The sequence below is a fragment of the Paractinoplanes rhizophilus genome (genome assembly GCF_042664765.1).
Classification (GTDB): Bacteria; Actinomycetota; Actinomycetes; order Mycobacteriales; family Micromonosporaceae; genus Actinoplanes; species Actinoplanes rhizophilus.
In genome coordinates, this window is record NZ_JBHTBJ010000014.1 from 44,264 (window position 1) to 62,022 (window position 17,759).

General features: G+C 72.0%; 10 protein-coding genes. 6 read left to right on the forward strand and 4 right to left on the reverse strand.

Annotated elements, in window-relative coordinates; translation table 11 throughout:
• Positions 1-7: 7 nt before the first annotated feature.
• Positions 8-3,637: a methionine synthase gene (gene metH, locus ACFQS1_RS20215; RefSeq protein WP_378970505.1), complete on the reverse strand. Its 3,630-nt coding sequence runs from the start codon at positions 3,635-3,637 to the stop codon at positions 8-10.
• Positions 3,638-3,755: 118 nt separating this feature from the next.
• Positions 3,756-5,429 carry a bifunctional 3'-5' exonuclease/DNA polymerase gene (locus ACFQS1_RS20220; protein ID WP_378970508.1) on the reverse strand — a complete coding sequence of 558 codons (1,674 nt, stop codon included), beginning with the start codon at positions 5,427-5,429 and terminating at the stop codon, positions 3,756-3,758.
• A 316-nt stretch (positions 5,430-5,745) separates the two neighbouring features.
• Between ACFQS1_RS20220 and ACFQS1_RS20225 the strand changes: the two genes are divergently transcribed.
• The 4 genes from ACFQS1_RS20225 (at position 5,746) to fxsT (ending at position 14,044) form a co-directional block, all read left to right on the forward strand.
• The gene (locus ACFQS1_RS20225) at positions 5,746-5,895 is read left to right on the forward strand and encodes a hypothetical protein (RefSeq protein ID WP_378970511.1); all 150 of its coding nucleotides are present in this window, start codon (positions 5,746-5,748) and stop codon (positions 5,893-5,895) included.
• A gap of 11 nt (positions 5,896-5,906) precedes the next feature.
• A complete protein-coding gene (locus ACFQS1_RS20230; RefSeq protein WP_378970513.1) occupies positions 5,907-7,724 on the forward strand; it encodes an HEXXH motif domain-containing protein in 1,818 nt (605 codons plus the stop codon).
• A 525-nt stretch (positions 7,725-8,249) separates the two neighbouring features.
• The gene (locus ACFQS1_RS20235) at positions 8,250-10,307 is read left to right on the forward strand and encodes a VMAP-C domain-containing protein (RefSeq protein ID WP_378970515.1); all 2,058 of its coding nucleotides are present in this window, start codon (positions 8,250-8,252) and stop codon (positions 10,305-10,307) included.
• A complete protein-coding gene (gene fxsT, locus ACFQS1_RS20240; protein ID WP_378970518.1) occupies positions 10,304-14,044 on the forward strand; it encodes an FxSxx-COOH system tetratricopeptide repeat protein in 3,741 nt (1,246 codons plus the stop codon). Before ACFQS1_RS20235 ends, fxsT begins: the two co-directional genes overlap by 4 nt.
• Positions 14,045-14,224: 180 nt before the next feature.
• Here fxsT and ACFQS1_RS20245 read toward each other — a convergent pair whose 3' ends face one another.
• Entirely contained in the window at positions 14,225-15,049 is an 825-nt protein-coding gene (locus ACFQS1_RS20245) for a metal-dependent hydrolase (RefSeq protein WP_378970520.1), read from the reverse strand.
• Between the two features lie 95 nt (positions 15,050-15,144).
• On the reverse strand, positions 15,145-15,591 hold the full coding sequence (locus tag ACFQS1_RS20250) for a DUF1707 domain-containing protein (RefSeq protein WP_378970522.1): 447 nt from the start codon (positions 15,589-15,591) through the stop codon (positions 15,145-15,147).
• A 199-nt stretch (positions 15,592-15,790) separates the two neighbouring features.
• On the opposite strand from ACFQS1_RS20250, the gene ACFQS1_RS20255 reads away from it, so the two are divergent.
• Both ACFQS1_RS20255 and ACFQS1_RS20260 read left to right on the forward strand, forming a co-directional pair.
• Entirely contained in the window at positions 15,791-17,050 is a 1,260-nt protein-coding gene (locus ACFQS1_RS20255; RefSeq protein ID WP_378970525.1) for a sensor histidine kinase, read from the forward strand.
• A complete protein-coding gene (locus tag ACFQS1_RS20260) occupies positions 17,047-17,721 on the forward strand; it encodes a response regulator (protein WP_378970527.1) in 675 nt (224 codons plus the stop codon). The genes ACFQS1_RS20255 and ACFQS1_RS20260 overlap by 4 nt, the downstream gene beginning before the upstream one ends.
• Positions 17,722-17,759: the final 38 nt, after the last annotated feature.

Below are 17,759 nucleotides of genomic sequence, written 5' to 3' on the forward strand. Positions count from 1 at the left end.
GGGGGCGTCACTCGGGCTCGTAGGCCAGGTTGGGCCGCAGCCAGCGTTCGACCTCCTCGACCGGCATGCCGCGCCGGGCCGCGTAATCGGCGATCTGATCCGCGCCGAGCCGGCCGACGGTGAAGTAGCGGGAGTCGGGGTGCGCGAAGATCAGGCCGCTCACGGCCGCGGCGGGGGTCATCGCGTACGACTCCGTCAGGTCCACGCCGATCGCGTCGGTGCCGAGCAGGTCGAACAGGTCCTTCTTTTCGCTGTGGTCGGGGCTCGCGGGGTAGCCCAGGGCCGGCCGGATGCCGCGGAAGCGCTCGGCGTGCAGGTCTTCCAGGGCGGGCTGGGCGTCCGGCTCGAACCACTCGCGGCGGACCTTGAGGTGCAGGTACTCCGCGAACGCCTCGGCCAGGCGGTCGGCCAGCGCCTTGACCATGATGGCCCGGTAGTCGTCGTTCTCGGCCTCGTACCGGGCGGCCAGCTCCTGCGCGCCGTGGATGGCGACCGCGAAGCCGCCCAGGTGGTCGCCGGCCGGCGCGATGTAGTCGGCCAGCGAGCGGTTGGCGCGCCCGGCCGGCTTCTGGGTCTGCTGGCGCAGCATCGGGAACTTCGCGCCGTTGTCCAACACGATGTCGTCGCCCTCGGCGTGCGCTCCCCAGAAGCCGTACAGGCCGCGGGCCTGGAACGAGCCCTCGGCGATGATCTTGTCGAGCAGGGTGTTGGCGTCGTCCCACAACTCGCGGGCCACCGGCTGCTCGAGGATCTGCGGGAACTTGCCCTTGAGCTCCCAGGCCAGGAACAGGAACGTCCAGTCGACCATCTCGCGCAGCTCGGCGATGGACGGCTCGACCACCCGTACCCCGGTGAAAGCGGGCGTGGGCAGGTCGCTGAAGTCGACCACCTCGCGGTTGGCGCGGGCCGCCGCCAGCGAGAGCAGCGGCTGAGCGTGCCGGTTGGCGTGCTGCTCGCGCAGCCGCTCCTGCTCGGCCCGGTTGGCGGCGTCCAGCTTTTCCGCGCGGTCGGGGTCGAGCAGGTCGGAGACCACGCCGACGACCCGGGAGGCGTCGAGCACGTGCACCGTGGACGCCGCGTACGCCGGGGCGATGCGCACCGCCGTGTGCTGCTTGGACGTGGTTGCGCCGCCGATCAGCAGCGGGACCTTGAGGCCGCGCCGCTCCATCTCGGCGCCCACCGCGACCATCTCGTCGAGCGATGGGGTGATCAGGCCGGACAGCCCGACCACGTCGGCGCCCTCGGCCACCGCGGTGTCCAGGATCTTGGCGGCCGGCACCATCACGCCGAGGTCGATCACCTCGTAGTTGTTGCAGCCCAGCACCACGCCCACGATGTTCTTGCCGATGTCGTGCACGTCGCCCTTGACCGTGGCCAGCACGACCTTGCCCTGGCCGCGGCTGGTCTCGGCCCGGCCCTCCAGGCGCGCCTGCTCCTTCTCGGCCTCCATGTACGGCTCGAGGTAGGCCACCGAGCGCTTCATCACCCGGGCGCTCTTGACCACCTGGGGCAGGAACATCTTGCCCGAGCCGAACAGGTCGCCGACGATCTTCATGCCGTCCATGAGCGGACCCTCGATCACCTCGAGCGGCCGGGGGTACAGCTGCCGGGCCTCCTCGGTGTCCTCCTCGATGAAGTCGACGATGCCGTGCACGAGCGCGTGCGACAGCCGCTCGGCGACCGGGCCCTCGCGCCAGGACAGGTCGACCTCGCGCTGCTTGCCCTTGCCGGTGACGGTCTGGGCGAAGGTCACCAGCCGGTCGGTGGCGTCCGGCCGGCGGTCGAACAGCACGTCCTCGACCAGTTCCAGCAGGTCGGCCGGGATGTCCTGGTAGACGGCGAGCTGGCCGGCGTTGACGATGCCCATGTCGAGCCCGGCCTGGACCGCGTAAAAGAGGAAAGCGGAGTGCATGGCCTCGCGGACCACGTCGTTGCCGCGGAACGAGAACGACAGGTTGGATATGCCGCCGCTGGTGCGGGCGCCGGGGCAGCGCTGCTTGATCAGCGGGAGCGCCTCGATGAACGCCTTCGCGTACCCGTTGTGCTCGCTGATGCCGGTCGCGACGGCCAGCACGTTCGGGTCGAAGATGATGTCGTCGGGCGCGAAGCCGGCGCCGACCAGCAGGTCGTAGGCGCGGCCGCAGATCTCGACCTTGCGGTCGCGGGTGTCGGCCTGGCCCTGCTCGTCGAAGGCCATCACGACCACGCCGGCGCCGAACTCGCGGATGCGGCGGGCGTGGTCGAGGAAGACCTCCTCGCCCTCCTTGAGGCTGATCGAGTTGACCACGCCCTTGCCCTGCACGCACTTGAGCCCGGCCTCGAGCACGCTCCACTTGGAGCTGTCGATCATGACTGGGATGCGGGCGACCTCGGGCTCGGTGGCGATGAGGTTGAGGAACGTGGTCATCGCCTGCTCGCTGTCGAGCAGGTCGGCGTCCATATTCACGTCGAGCAGGTTGGCGCCGCCGCGCACCTGGTCGAGCGCCACCTCGACGGCGCCCTGGTAGTTGTCGGCCTCGATGAGCCGGCGGAAGCGGGCCGAGCCGGTGACGTTGGTGCGCTCGCCGATCATCACGAAGCCGGTGTCGGGGCCGATCTCGAAGGGCTCGAGGCCGCTGAACCGGGTGGTGGGCGCCGGCGCGTCGATCCGGCGGGGCGCCTGCCCGGCGGCCTCGGCGGCGATCCGCCCGATGTGCGCGGGCGTCGTCCCGCAGCAGCCGCCGACGATGTTGACCAGGCCGGCCCGGACGAACTCGCCGACCAGGGCCGAGGTCTGGGCCGGGGTCTCGTCGTACCCGCCGAACGCGTTGGGCAGGCCGGCGTTGGGGTGGGCGGCGACGAAGGTGTCGGCCAGCCGGGCCAGCTCGGCCACGTGCGGGCGCATCTCGGTCGCGCCGAGCGAGCAGTTGACGCCGACGACCAGCGGGCGGGCGCGCTCGATCGATCGCCAGAACGCCTCGACGGTCTGCCCGGACAGCGTGCGGCCGGACAGGTCGACGATCGTCACCGAGATCCACAGCGGCAGCTCGGGCGCCACCTCGTGCGCCGCCGCGATGGCCGCCTTCGCGTTCAGCGTGTCGAAGATCGTCTCGATCAGCAGCAGGTCGACGCCGCCCTCGGCCAGCCCGGCGATCTGCTCCGCGTAGGCCGCCTTGACCCGGTCGAAGGTGACCGCGCGGTAGGCCGGGTCGTCGACCTTGGGGGAGAGCGAGAGCGTCACGTTCAGCGGGCCGACCGAGCCGGCCACGAACCGGATCCGGCCGTCCGCGGCGGCGGCCTCATCGGCCGCCTGACGGGCCAGTTGCGCGCCGCGGAGGTTCATCTCTTTCACGTACGCCTCGAGGCCGTAATCGGCCTGGGCGATGCTCGTGGCGGTGAACGTGTTGGTGGTCGTGATGTCGGCCCCGGCCGCCAGGTATTGCCGGTGGACGTCGAGGATCAGGTCGGGCCGGGTGAGGATGAGCAGGTCGGGGTCGCCGGTCACGTCCTGCGGATGATCGGCCGGGATCAGCTCGCCGCGGTAGTCCCCGGGTCTGAGGTCGGCGCCCTGGAGCATCGTGCCCCACGCGCCGTCGAGCACCAGGACACGCTCGCTCAGCAGCCGCTTCAGCTCGGCGACACGGGCTCTTCTCTGCATACCGACCACCTCCGTGGTAACAACGGAGGCGCCCTTGGTCGGAATTCACCGAGCGAGCGTGGCGGGTGTCACCCCGTTGCAGCGCCTCTCGCATCGGACCACCAAACTTACCTCAATGTCACTTGGCGTCGGCGTACGCGCCAACTACTGAGACGTCGAGCGGGAACCGCACCGCCGTGTCGCCGAAGAGCAGCCGCCCGGCCTGCACGGCACTGGCCCGCACCGCCTCGGCGACGCCGGCCGCCTCCTCCTCGGGGCAATGCACCACCACCTCGTCGTGCACGAACAGGACAAGCTCGGCCTTGCTGCCCTCCAGGGCGGTGCGCAACGTCGCCAGCAGCACCAGCGCCCACTCGGCGGCCGTCGCCTGCACCACGAAGTTGCGGGTGAACCGCCCCCGGGCCCGGCCGGAGGCGCCGCCCTGCGGCAGCTCGGCCGAGCCGGCCTCCTCGGGCGGATCGAGCCCGGCGTCGCGCCACGCGGCGGCCGCCGGCGGACAGGTGCGGCCCAGCCAGGAGCGGACCAGGCCGCCCGCCTCGCCGGTGCGGGCCGCCGCCTCGACGAACTCGAACGCCACCGGGTAGTGCTTGCGCAGCACGGCCAGCGCCGGGACGGCGGCGCCGCCGGTCTGCCCGTACATGGCGCCGAGCAGGGCGACCTTGGCCTTGGCCCGGTCGCCGTCGAACGAATCGGTGGCGAGCGCCGCGTAGAGGTCACCCGCGGCGGCGGCCGCGGCCAGCCGCCGGTCGCCCGACACGGCCGCGAGCACCCGCGGCTCCAGCTGCCCCGCGTCGGCCACCACGAAGCGCCATCCCGGATCGGCGATCACCGCCCGGCGCACCACCTTGGGCACCTGCAGGGCGCCGCCGCCGCGGGTGGCCCACCGGCCCGAGACCACCCCGCCCGGAACGTACTCGGGCCGGAAGCGACCGTCCTTGACCCAGGAGTCGCACCAGGACCAGCCGTGCGCTGTCCAGATCCGGTAGAGCTCCTTGTACTCGATCAGGGGACGCACGGCCGGGTGGTCGACCCGCTTGAGCACCCAGGCCCGGGTGTTGGGGATCTCCACACCGTTGCGCGCGAAGGCCCGCACCACCTCGGCCGGCGAATCCGGGTGCAGCCCGCGCATGCCGAGCGCGTCGTTGATCGCGGCGGTCAGCTCGGCCAGCCGCCGGGGCGGCCCGACCGGCTGCGGCGCCCCCAGCAGCTCGCGCAGCAACTGATCGTGCACGTCGGCCCGCCAGGGCAGCCCCGCATGCCCCATCTCGGCCCCGACCAGCGCCCCCGCCGACTCGGCCGCGATCAGCAGCCGGAACCGCCCCGGATGCTCGGTGGCGGCGGTGCGGGCCTGCTGATCCTCGTACACCTCACGAATCGCCTGAAGAACGTCGAAGCCGGCGGCGGACGGCGGCGCGGAAGTGGTCTCGAAGAGCGCCGCCTGGGCAAAGCCCGGCGGCTCGGGCTGCCGCGGCGGCGGATCGGCGGGGACCGGGAGATGGTGCAGGCGGGCGCGGGCGGCGGCGAGGGACCGGGGGGCGCCCCAGCGGCCCTCGTGGCCCAGCAGGAGGGCTTCGGTGAGCTCGAGGTCGTGGCAGCGAGCCACCCGCACGCCGGCGCGCAGCAGCGCCGGATAGATCTCCGAGGTCGCGGGCCAGACCCAGCGTGGCTGGTCGGTGGTCTCGCGCTCGGCGATGGCGGCGGCGAGGTCGGGCACGTGCCTCGGGGCGCCGGCCGGCAGATCCGCCAGGCGGCCGCCAGGGCCGTCGGGATCGGAAGCCACCGCAACGTGCATGGAGCCATCGTCGTTGAGGGGTACGACATTCCGGGGAGGTACTAAGGTGGCATTTGCCGGGAACGCGCCGTTCGGATGACTTGGATCTGGCCGTTCGGCTAGGGATAATGCCGCAGCAACCTATGTTCTGTGACCACAAAATCACGAAATATCCGGCGGCAAACCGCGAGTTTGTCTCACGATCAGTGTTGGTGACTTGCGAGCGGATCCCTGTTGTGCATAAATGTTGAGCACACGACTAGTGGTCGTTAGTAAAGGGGGCCCGCCAATGGGCGCATTGCGGGGCGATGCCGCCGAAACGGATCCGCCTTCCCACGTGGGCCGGACGCTCACCGGCCATTCGCTTGCCGACCTGCGGGCCGACCGCAGCCCGGAGCTGACCGAGGCCATCCGACTCGTGCTGCGGCAGGTCGAGCGTCCCCGGGTCAACCTCGGTGGTTCCGGCCCGCCTGGCCGGGCCGACTGACGGGTCGCGGCATGATGACCTATGGTGCGCACCGGATCCGGCCGTCCGAGGAAGCCTTCGAACAGCTCGCATCCGGTGGCGGCGATCCGCATGTGATCGGCAAGCTGTGGACCGCCGAGCTCAGCCGGCGGCTCGTGTTGCTGCGCGCCTTTTTTGATGCGGCCGCCGCGGACCCGGCATCGGCTGGGCCCCTGCCGCCGGTCGAACAGGCGTGGCCGGCGCTCGAAGCCGTAGAGGTCGTTGCGCCCGAGACGGTAGCCGCGATCCTCCTGCATCCGCACGTCGGCGGGGCGCTCGGGTATTCCCTGCGCCGCCACCGCGGAGGCGCCACCTCGGCCGCGCCGTCGTGGGTCGACTTCGGCTTCGTGCACGCGGTCGCGATCGTCGCGTCGGCCGCCGCCGGGCTGTCGTACCGCTCGGTGGTGCCGTTGCGGGATGGCCGGGTGATGCTGCCGCGGCTCGGCATGGCCACGTTCGATGGTTGCGAGGCCTGGGATACCGCCGAGGTGGCGACTGAAGGCGGGCGGGTCTGGTTGTGCCGCGAAGGTGTGCGGATCGACGTGCCGCCGGGCCGCGCGGATGCTCCGGGATGGTGGTCGTTGCGGTCGGTGACGGTTGGCGACGGGCCGCGGCTCACCGTGTGGCTGGACGACCTCGACCCGATGCGGGATCTGGCCGACCCGGTTCCGCCGGCCCGGCTCTCGGATGCCGCGGTCGAACGCTGGACCGGTCTGCTGGCCGGCGCCTGGGCCATTCTCGTCGATCGGCACCGGCCGGTCGCGGAGGCGCTCGCCGTCGGTGTCACCTCTCTGGTGCCGTTGCCGTCCGGGGCGGGACGGGACACCCGTAGCGCGTCGAGCGGAGACGCGTTCGGGGCGATCATGTGCTCGCTGCCGCCCGACGCCGAGACGCTGGCGGTCTCGCTGGCGCACGAATTCATGCACATCAAACTCGGCGGGTTGATGCATCTGACCGCGCTCACCGACGGGCCGGGCCGGCCATGCCTTTACGCACCTTGGCGGGACGACCCGCGACCGGCGGCGGGATTGCTCCAGGGAATTTACGCATTTTTCGGCATTGCACGATTCTGGCGGGGGCAGCGGCACGCGGCCACCGGGCCGAACCGGCTCGCCGATTTCGAGTACGCCTACTCGCGCGCGCAGACTCGCGAGGCGTTGGCGGTGGCCCGGGTCGACGGCGCGCTGACCGAGGCCGGCCGGCGGTTCACCGATCGCTTGGCGGCCGAGATGGACGAGTGGGGCGACGACCGCCTGGATCCGGACGCCCGGCGGCTCGCGGCCCTGGTCGCAGACGGGCACCGGGCGGGCTGGCGCATCCGGCACTGCCGCCCGGCGCCCGCGGAAGTGGCCGCGCTGGCGCGTGAGTGGCGCGCCGGCCGCACCGATGCGGTGCCGATCGGCCCACCCGAGGTGTTGCCCGACCATCAGATGCGGCAATGGTCCAACGCCCGGCTGGGGCTGGCCCGGCGGCGGCTGGCCATGCCGGACCGGTACGCGGACGTCCGGAACGAGTCGTGGGGCACCGGCCTGACCGACGCCGACTTCTCGCTGTTCATCGGTGACGCGGTCGCGGCGCGGAAGGGATTCGCCGACCGGCTCGGCGACGACCCGGACGAGGCCGACGCGTGGACCGGGCTCGGCCTCGCGCTGGCCGGCGAGCGCGTACCTGGCGGCGACGCCTTGCTCGATCGCCCGGAGCTTGTGCTGGCACTGCATCGCGAGCTGAACGGGGAGCCCGAGCCCGTTGCGGTCGCGGCGTGGGTCGAGCGGGTGACGCTGGGACCGGAACGGCGCGCGCCCGGCACGTGACGCCATCGTGGGAATCCGCGAATTCGGCTGCACAGTCTTATCGGTAAATGCGAATGGTGGGTCATTTCACGCCTGTACGCGAGGCGGATTCGTGCGCGATACTTGGTTCCCGTCGTTGCGCGGCGGACCGCAGTTGATCACGGCCGGACGGAGCGGGGGCGTGTCCAAGGGAGATGAGGTCGCTCGATTCGCCCCTCATGCTGCCCCTCCAACCTGCGGCGTCGCGCAGATAACGCCTGATGAGCGACGTGACGATCTCGGTTATCGGTTGATGCGGAGTCATTGCCCGCCGCGTCGCCGTGCTCATATTCGGATTGCCCTGATTGATCGCGGTCATCGTCCGCCCTACGCTGGCCGGCGTCTGGATCTTGATGGCCGCAATTGCGGCTCTCGGGATCACTCTGGTGTTGATTCGTGCGCGGCAGATCGGCCGCTGGGCCGACCTGCGCCGGGACCGATCCTGGAGCGTGGCCGATGTCGCCGTCCTCTCTTCCCTCCTGGCCGAGTGGATCCCCGCCGGAGGCGGTGACCATCGGCATCCTCACCGCGCTGCCGTGCGAGGCGAACGCGGTGGTGAGCCTGCTCGACGACGTGGGCAATTTCCACGATCCGCAGGACCAGAACCATTACTGGCTCGGCACCGTGCCGAGCACCGACCCGGCGCGGCCGCACGCGGTGACCGTACTCATGATGTCCAGGGACGGCACCCGGTCGGCCGCGTACTACTGCGCGAACATGTTACGGACCTTCCCTGGCATCCAGGTCGTGATCATGGCGGGCATCGCCGGGGGTATGCCCCGGCCACGAACGCCGGAACGGCACGTCCGGCTCGGCGACATCGTGGTGGCGGCCGACGGCATCATCGACATCTCGCACGTACGCCGGGAGCGCGGCCGGGCCGAGCCCCGCGGGCGGCAGGCCGCCGGCCTGATCTCCCAGCGCCTGCTCCGCGCGGCCCGCGAGCTTCAACTGGAAGATCTGCGCGATGTCCGGCGGTGGGCGCACTACCTGAACCCGGAGCGCAGCCCGCTCGCCGTGCGCCCACCCGCCGACACCGACGTCCTCTACGTGCGCGACATCCGGGTGCCGCACCCGGACCGGCCGGGCGGTCCGTCGCTCGACGGATTGCCGCGGGTGCACCACGGCGTGATCGGATCGGGCGATGTGCTCATGCGGGACGAGGACGCCCGGGACGAACTGGCCGAGAGGTTCCCGGACATGCTCGCGATCGAGATGGAAGGGTCGGGGATAGCCGCGAGCACGGCGGCTGAGGATCGGGCGTGGTTCATGGTCCGGGGTGTGGCCGATTACGCCGAGGCATCCGGGAAGAACGATCTCTGGCATCCCTTCGCGTCGTACGCCGCCGCGTGCTATGTGCGGGCGTTGCTGGAGAGGACGCCGGCACTCGCCGGCCAGGCCATGCGGCTCGGCGGGCGAGCGCTGCCGGTGCTCGCTGCGGCCGAGCAGGTCGAGCTGGAGGCGCTGCTGCAGCGCATACCGTCCGGAGTGGACGTCCAGGCGGTGTGGCAGGCGGCGGTGCCTGAGCTGCCCCGGCCGTCGCCGGAGATGCTGGCGACGCCGGCCGCCGCGATCGAGTACTTGACCGGCTTGAACGCGGACGCCGCCGGACTGCACCCGGCCGTGGTCTTCGTCGGGCGGCTGGGCCAGGCGCTCGTCGCGGATCCGGTCGGCGCCGAGCTCCTCGCCTGGGCCGAGGCGCGTGCCGCGGCGGCGAGGGCCGGCGCGGCACTGCAAGACCGGCTGGGCGTGCCGGGTGAGCGACCGCCGGGCCCGGGACCGGTTCTGCTGGTCGACATCATGGCCGACGGCATCGACCGCGAGAGCTGCCGCATCGTCCCGTACCTCCAGGACGGCGACCGATCGCTGCCCCGGCCGGTGCCGGGCGGCCCGGCCGACGTGCCGGTGTCCGGCCTCGAGGACGCGGCCCGCGAGCTCGTCGCCGAGGCCGAGCGGATGTGGACGCGGTCCGACGAGCCGGCCTCGATCGAGTTCGTGATGCCTCTGCGCCTGCTCAACCTCCCGGTGCAATGGTTCAGCGGGCCGCGACTGTTCGACCGGGCCGACCCGCTCTGCCTGGAGTACACGGTGACCGTGCGCAGCCGCGAGCGGATGCACGAGACGCGAGTCCGCCGCTCGTGGGGCAACCGCTGGCGGCAGATCGACGCCAAGCCGTTCACCGGCCGGGTGTTGTGGGGCGCCGGCCGCGGCGACGACCAGACACTCGAGACCTGGGCGGGCCGGCTGCGCGCCGACGACCGGTACGCGGTGGTCGTGCTCAGCGAGCCGCCGGACTCCCCGTGGGGCCGGCACGAGCTGCACGCCGCGCTCGTTGCCGGGGTGCCGGTCATCCTCTGGGACCAGCGGCTGTCCCGGCCGCCGGACGGCACGCACGGCCTCGATCGGCTGATTGCCGAACCGCCGGAGCTGCCCGGCAACACTCGGCGGGTACGTATCGAGGCCCACCTTGCCGCCGCCACCCAGCCCGAGCACTTCGGCCGCTGGGTGGCGCTGCTCTGGGACGATCCCCGGCGGTTGCTGACCGGACCGGGGGCCGAGTCGTGACCGGCCGGCCGTTCGATCCGCACCCGGTGACCGCGCTCCCCGGACGGGACCAGCTCGCGCAGGCGCTGCGCCGGTTCGTTCCGGTGACGACGCTCGCCCTGGTCGTCGACGACAGCCCGTCCATGCGCGTTTGGGCGCCCACCACGAGCGCCTTCCACGAGCTGGCCGCCACGGTGTTCGACGAGGTGAACACCTATTCCCTGGAGCCGTTCCGGCGCACTTCCGAGGCACCCGGGTCGCCGGACGGGCAACTGGTCATGGTGCTCAGCGACGGGCTGGCCGAGTTCTGGACGCAGCCGCCCGCCGATCGGGTGCTGCAGGGCTGGGGACGGGACGTGCCGGTGGCCATCGTCAACCCGTACCCGCAGGAGCGCTGGTATCGCTCCAACCTCTCGCCGCGGATGGTGCAGCTGGCCGCGTCCCGAGCCATGTCGCCGAACGCCGAGCTGCAAATCCGCGAGCCGGCCGAATGGACCAACCCGTTCGACGACCCCTTGCACGAGGCCGCCGTCGTGGTGCCGCTGCTCGAGCTGAGCCCGCGCTGGCTCACCTGGTGGGCCTCGCTGCTGGGCGGGCCGGCGGGCGGCTGGCTGGACGCGGTGGCGCACATCGCCGACCCGGACCGCTCGCCCGGCCCCGGCCGCCCGGCCGCCGACCCGGTGCCGGTGGACGCCGGGCCGCGCGAGCTGGTCGGCCGCTTCCGCGCCGAGGCCTCGGCGCCGGCCTTCCGGCTGGCCACCTTCGTCGCCTCGGCTCCCTTGGAGCTGGACGCGCTGCGGATGGTGCAGGGCGCGCTGCTGCCCGGCTCGCTTCCGGTGCACCTGGCCGAGGTGGTCACCAGTCCGCTGCTCATCGACGACCGCCGGCAGCTGGCCTTCCGGCCCGGGGTGCGGGAGGAGCTGCTCGCGCTGGCGGCGCGGGAGGACACCGTACGGGTCGTCGAAGTGGTCTCCGGATACCTGGGTGAGCCGGCGCGGAACCTGCTCCGCGCGATCGAGGAGCCGGACGTGCAGCCGGACACCGAGGTGACTCCGGAGACGGCCGAGTTCGCCCGGCTCGAGCTGGCGGTGCTGCGGGCGCTGTCCGGCCCGTACGCCGTGCGCGCCGCGCGCCTGGAGCGCGCCATCGGCGGGCTCGGCGACGAACCGGCGGGTGCCTTTGCCACTACGATGCCGGCTCCGGCGGGGGCGGAGGGCTCGCGCCGTGCCGCACGCCCGTCGGGTTACACCGGCCCGGCGGCCCCGACCGCGATCAACGCGTTGCTCCAGCCCGAGGGCGAGGCCGCGGTCTGGGGGAACCTGCCGCCGCGCAACGGTGACTTCACCGGACGGGAGGAGTTGCTGGACATGCTCGACCGGCAGCTGCGCCGCCAGCGGGTCACGGCGGTTCTGCCGCAGGCCTTGCACGGTATGGGTGGCGTTGGGAAGTCGCAAATAGCCACGGAATACGCATATCGGCACCTGGCCGACTACGACGTGGTGTGGTTCGTTCCCTCGGAGCAACCGACCCAGATCTTCCGAGCCCTGATGGAGCTGGGCGAACGCCTCGGACTGGCGCTCGGGCAGGACGCGAAGACCGCCGTCGCGGCGGTGCAGGAGACCTTGCAGGCCGGACACCCGTACGCCAACTGGCTCTTGATTTTCGACAACGCGGAGACCTTGGAGACCGTTCAGCCCTACCTGCCCACGGGCGGAACCGGCAAGGTGCTGGTCACCTCGCGTAACGTGCAGTGGTCCGGGCTGGCGGAGACGCTGGAGATCGGGGTGTTCGCCCGCGACGAGAGCATCGCGTTGCTGCGCAAGCGCAATCCCGATCTGACCGAGGAAGAAGCCGACCGGCTCGCCGCGGTGCTCGACGACCTGCCGCTGGCCATCGGGCAGGCGAGCGCGTGGCGGGCGGCCACCCAGGAGCCGGTCGACGAGTATCTGCGGCTGCTCGCGGCGAAACGGGAGGACATGGCGGCCCGGGTGGACGACCCGCGGCACGAGGTCGCCGTGGCCGCCGCCTCCGCGGTGGCGCTGGAACACCTCGGACGGGCCAATCCGGCGTCGCTGCAACTGCTTCAGGCGTGTGCGTTCATGGCTCCGGAGCCGATCTCGCGGGAGCTGTTCGTGGGACCGCCGCACGTCGGCTTCTCGCCCGAATTGGGCGCGACGCTGCGCAACCCCAGCCGGCTCGACCGGGCGCTACGCGAGATCGAACGGTACGGCCTGGCTCGGCTCAACCATGGCAACCCGCGGACGGTCCAATTGCACCGGCTGGTCCGCACGGTCGTCCTCGATCAGCTCACCGCCGAGCAGCGGGGGGATAGGGAGCATGCCGCGCACCTGCTGCTGGCCGCCGGCAATCCCGGCAACCCGAGCGCCACCGCGCAATGGCCGCGGTTCCACGCGCTGCTGCCGCACGTGCTCGCCTCCGATCTGGTCGGGTGCGAGGACGAGTGGGCCCGTCAGCTGGTCCTCGACGTGATCGGGTTCTCCTACTACTGGGGCGACCAGAAGGGCTGCCGCGAGCTCGCAACCCAGGTTGTCGAGCGGTGGTCCGACATGCTCGGTGCCGACGACCCGCAGCTGCTCAAGGCGGCCCGCTGGCTCGGGCACGTGCTGAGACAGCTCGGCGAGTTCGCGGAGGCGGCCCGGTACAACGCGGACAGCCTGGCCAAGCTGCGCGCGGCCAACGGGCCCGACGACGAGGAGACCCTCGACGCGATGAGCCTGGTCGCGGCCGATCTGCGGGCGGCCGGCGACTTCCCCGGCGCGCTCGCGCTCGACCAGGAAGCCTTCCAGATCGCCGAGCGTGTTCTCGGCGGGAACGACCCCGGCACTCTGGTCATGGCCCACAGCCTCGGCGTCAGCCTGCGGCTCAACGGGAACTTCCCGGCCGCGCTCGATCGCGACATGGACACCGTCCGGCGCCGGGTCGAAGTGCTCGGGGCCGACCATTACCTCACCTTGCTCACCCAGAACGGGCTCACGCTCGACCTCCGCGAACGCGGCGACTACGTCGAAGCCAACCGGCTGCAGGAGAAGCTGTACGAGCGGATCCAGAAGATCCTCGGCGTCGACCATCCGCAGACGCTGATGGCGGCGCGCAACCTGGCCGTCTCGCGGCGGCGGGCCGGTCATCATGCGCGGGCGCGCAAGCTGGCGCTCGAGACGATGAACGAGCTGCGGCGGCGGTTCGGCGAGCTGAACCCGGAGGCCATCGCCTGCTCGCTCAACTATGCCGTCGACCTGCGGGAGAACGACCAGGTCGCGGAGTCGCGAGAGCTGGCCGAGCGGACCAGGCAGGACTACCACCGCACGCTCGGGCCCGACCATCCGTACACGCTCTACGCCCGCACCAACCTCGGGATCGTGCTGCGGCTGCTCGGGCTGGTCGAGGCGGCGTACGAGCACGACAACGCGGCCTACCAGGGGCTGCACGAGCGGCTCGGGCCGCGGCATGTGCTCACCCTGACCTGCGCCACCAACCTGGCCAGCGACCTGGCGGCGCGCGGTGACCTGGAGGCCGCGAAGCGGCTGGACGAGGAGACGTTCCGCAAGTCGCGGGAGGTGCTGGGCGCCGACCACCCGTCCACCCTGGCGGTGGCGCTCAACCTCGCGTTCGACCGGCGGGCGGATCCCGAGCCGGTGATCGCGGCTTACCGGCGGGTGCTCGGCCGCGACCATCCGGTCATCGCGGCGGCGCAGGCGGGGCAGCGGGCCAACTGCGACGTCGACCCGATGCCGCTGTAAGGCGGAGAGTTCCCAGGCGGTCTGGGAGCGCCGTTGGGGCTGATGGTGGCGCCCAGATCGCCGGGAATGGGTACGTCTTCGGCAGCGTCCCGTGGCGAGGCACACCGATAACCCGTGGCCGCGGGGACTTCTGCGGTCGCCGTACGGAAAACGCGTCGCCAAGGGTGACCGGCGACGGCCTTATCGCTCGCCCGCCCAAGCGTCCAATTCGAAGCGATGCAGCAGCCCGGGAGCGAACATCGCGGCGATCGCCAGCAGCGCCACCACGGTGAACGCCGTGCGCAGGACGATCGTCTCGGTCTTGCCGCCCACCCGGACGGCGATGCCGTTCGGCACGCCGACCATGCGCCACATGCGCCGGCCGGTGGGGATCGGCCAGAGGATCGGCACCCCGGCGGAGGTGATGATGTCGCCCAGCAGGTGCACGACACAGCCCACGCCGACCGCGAGACCGAGCATCGGATAACCGCGGTCGCCGGGCAGGGCGGCCGCGGTGAACCAGGCGATCGCGGCCGAGCAGAGCGTGACGATCACCCAGCCGGCGCGCTCGGCCCACTCGTCGAACAGGCCGCGCAGCGCGAGGCCGGCCATGAAGAAGATGATGCCGACGACCGCCCACTTGCCGTAGTGCGTGGCCAGGGCGGTGGTGCCCCAGCCGACGAGCGCGGCGAAGGGCAGCGTGTGGGTGAAGGTGCGGTGGCCGTTGTTGCGGCGCGGGTCCTTGCTCAGGCGGGTCGCGGTGTAGATGCCGAGCGAGATCTTCTCGATGACCTCGGCCACGAACAGCGACAGGACGCCGAAGGTGCGGGCCACGGTGGCGCCGCCCTGGTTGCGGGTGACCTTGCCGGAGAGATCGAGATCGGGCAGCAGCGCGCCGCCCGCGCAGACCGTGGCGCCGACGGCGATCGCCAGCGGTGACTGACCGTAGCCCGCGAAGGCGTCCAGCGCCCAGCTTCCGGCCAGCCAGGCTGCCGCTCCCGACAGAGCGTGCGACGGTCCCATCATCGGTATTGACCACCCTCCCCGCGCAAACCCGGTCACTCTGGCAGAGCGGGAAGGGGTGATCAACAACCGACACGTCCACTGGGGAGTGTCGTGGTTCACCTGTTCCAGGGCGCCACGTGGTGGTGCGGCGCATAGTGATCGGCGTAGTGGCGCCAGCGTGCGTGCCGGGCCAGACCCATGACCAGGAACAGCAGCGGGATGGCCGGCCAGAAGAAGTGCGCGCCCGACAGCGCCCACAGGCCGGTCAGGAACAGCGCGACCACGACCACGAAACCGGCGTGGCGCCGCAGGTGCCGGCGTGTCGCGACACGCGCCTGCGGCGTGTCGGCCAGGGCGCTCCGGCCGCCGTCGGGGAGATCGGCGGTCAGCGGGCCGAGCTCGTCGCGGAACTTCGCGGCGTACGCGGCGGCCAGGCGCTCCTCGCCCTCCTCGAGCGTGAGGCGGCCCTCGGCCATGGCGGCGCGCAGGATCTCGGCGATCCGCTCGCGTTCCTGGTCGGAGGTGCGCATCCGGGCCGGGCCGCTCGTCGTGTTCTCGTTCATTACTCCTCCTCGTGGGGCGTCGTGATACCAGAGTCGGCCTTCGCCGCCCGGCGGGCGTCGGCTCGGCGTCGCATCATCGGCTGCGGCTTTTCGCTGGATTAAACCCGTTTTCCGTACGCCGTCGGCACGGCGCATACGACCGGGGGAGTACGACCGCGCTCCGATGCGGCAAGCCGGCCCGGTGCCGTAGGTTCGCCGCATGGAAGACGAGCGCCCGTGGGGTCCGCCGTGGCGGCCGGACCGCCGCACCGGGCGGTTCACGTCGGGGGAGTATCGGCGGCACCGGCGCGTCGGGGTCGGCGCCGCGGTCATCGCCGGGTTCTTCCAGGTGGTGGGGGCCAACAACGCGTTCTCCGACGGCGGCGTCTACCGGCCGATGACCTTCTGGGTCTACGCGCTGTTGCTGGTGGGGCCGGCGGCCCTGCTGGGGCGGTGGCGGTTTCCGGTCACCGCCTTCGCGGTTTCCGCTCTCGCGTCGCTCGGCTTCGCCACGTTCTCGGCGCCGCGATGGACCATCGCGGTCGCGCCGGGCATCGCGCTGTTCAATCTGGCGCGCCTGGGGCGGGCCCGCTCGGCCATCGCGTCCGCCGCGGTGGCCTACGTCGCGTACTTCGTGACCTGCTGGGTCTTCGCCGATCGGCTCGGCCTGCCCGCCGGCGCCCACGCGGACCTCGCGTCGCTGGTGCTGCTCGCGGTCGGGATGGCGGTGCTGATCTTCCTGGGCGGGGCGGCGAAGGTCCGCGGCGAGCACATGGCCGAGATGATGAAGGTGCGGGCCGAGCGGGCCCGGGCCAAGGCGGAGCAGGAGCGCCGGCAGGCGTCCGAGGAACGGCTGCGCATGGCCCGCGAGCTGCACGACGTGCTCGGCCATCACCTCTCATTGATCAACGTGCAGGCCGGGGTCGGGCTGCACCTGATGGACAGCCGTCCCGAGCAGGCCCGCGAGGCGCTCACCGCGATCAAGACGGCCAGCTCGGAGGCGCTGCGCGAGGTGCGCGCGGTTCTCGACGTGATGCGCGCCGAGGGCGAGGCCGCGCCCCGGCAGCCCTCGCTCGGCCTGAGCCGGCTCGACGAGCTGACCGCGGACGCCGGGCTGCCGATCTCGACGAAGGTGACCGGTGCCCCGCGCGTGCTGCCGCCCGAGGTCGACCGCGCGGCGTACCGGATCGTGCAGGAGGCGCTCACCAACGTGCGCAAGCACGCCGGGCCGGGCGCGACCGCCTCGGTGGCGGTCGACTATCTGCCCACCGCGCTGCATCTGGCGATCCGCAACGAGGGCGCCTTCGTGGATTCCGGCGCGCCGTCGGCCGAGGGCACCGGCATCGGCGGGATGCGCGAGCGGGCGCAGAGCCTCGGCGGCAGCGTCGAGGCCGGGCCGGTCGAGGGCGGGTTCCTGGTGTCGGTGCTGTTGCCGACGCCCGACAATGAGCACGACCCCGACGGCGGGAGGGCCGGATGATCTCGGTGTTGCTGGCGGACGACCAGGCGCTGGTGCGGGCCGGGTTCCGGGCCCTGCTCAACGCGGAGCCCGACATCCGGGTGGTGGCCGAGGCGTCCGACGGGCTCGAGGCGGTCAAGCAGGCCCAGCAGACGCATCCCGACGTGGTGCTGATGGACATCCGGATGCCGGGCGTGGACGGACTCGAGGCCACCAAGCGGATCGCGGCCGACCCGGCGCTGGCCGAGACCCGGGTGGTCATCCTGACCACGTTCGAGCTCGACGAGTACGTCTTCGAGGCGCTGCGCACCGGCGCCTCCGGGTTCCTGGTCAAGGACACCGAGCCGGTCGAGCTGCTGCGCGGGATCCGGGCCGTGGCGGCCGGCGACGCCCTGCTCTCGCCGAGCGTGACCCGGCGGGTGATCGGCGAGTTCGCCGGCAAGGGCGGGCCGAGCCGGGCGGTGGCCCCGCCGGCCCAGCTCGACCAGCTCACCGAGCGCGAGCGGGAGGTCCTGGTGCTGGTCGCCGAGGGTCTGTCCAACGACGAGATCGCCGCCCGCCTGGTGATCAGCCCGGCGACCGCGAAAACCCACGTGAGCCGCACGATGATCAAGCTGGGTGCCCGCGACCGCGCGCAGCTGGTCGTCTACGCGTACGAGGCGGGTCTGATCCGCCCCGGCTGGCTCGGCTGAGTATTCGGTTGAGGGATATTCACGTTCGCCTCTGCCGC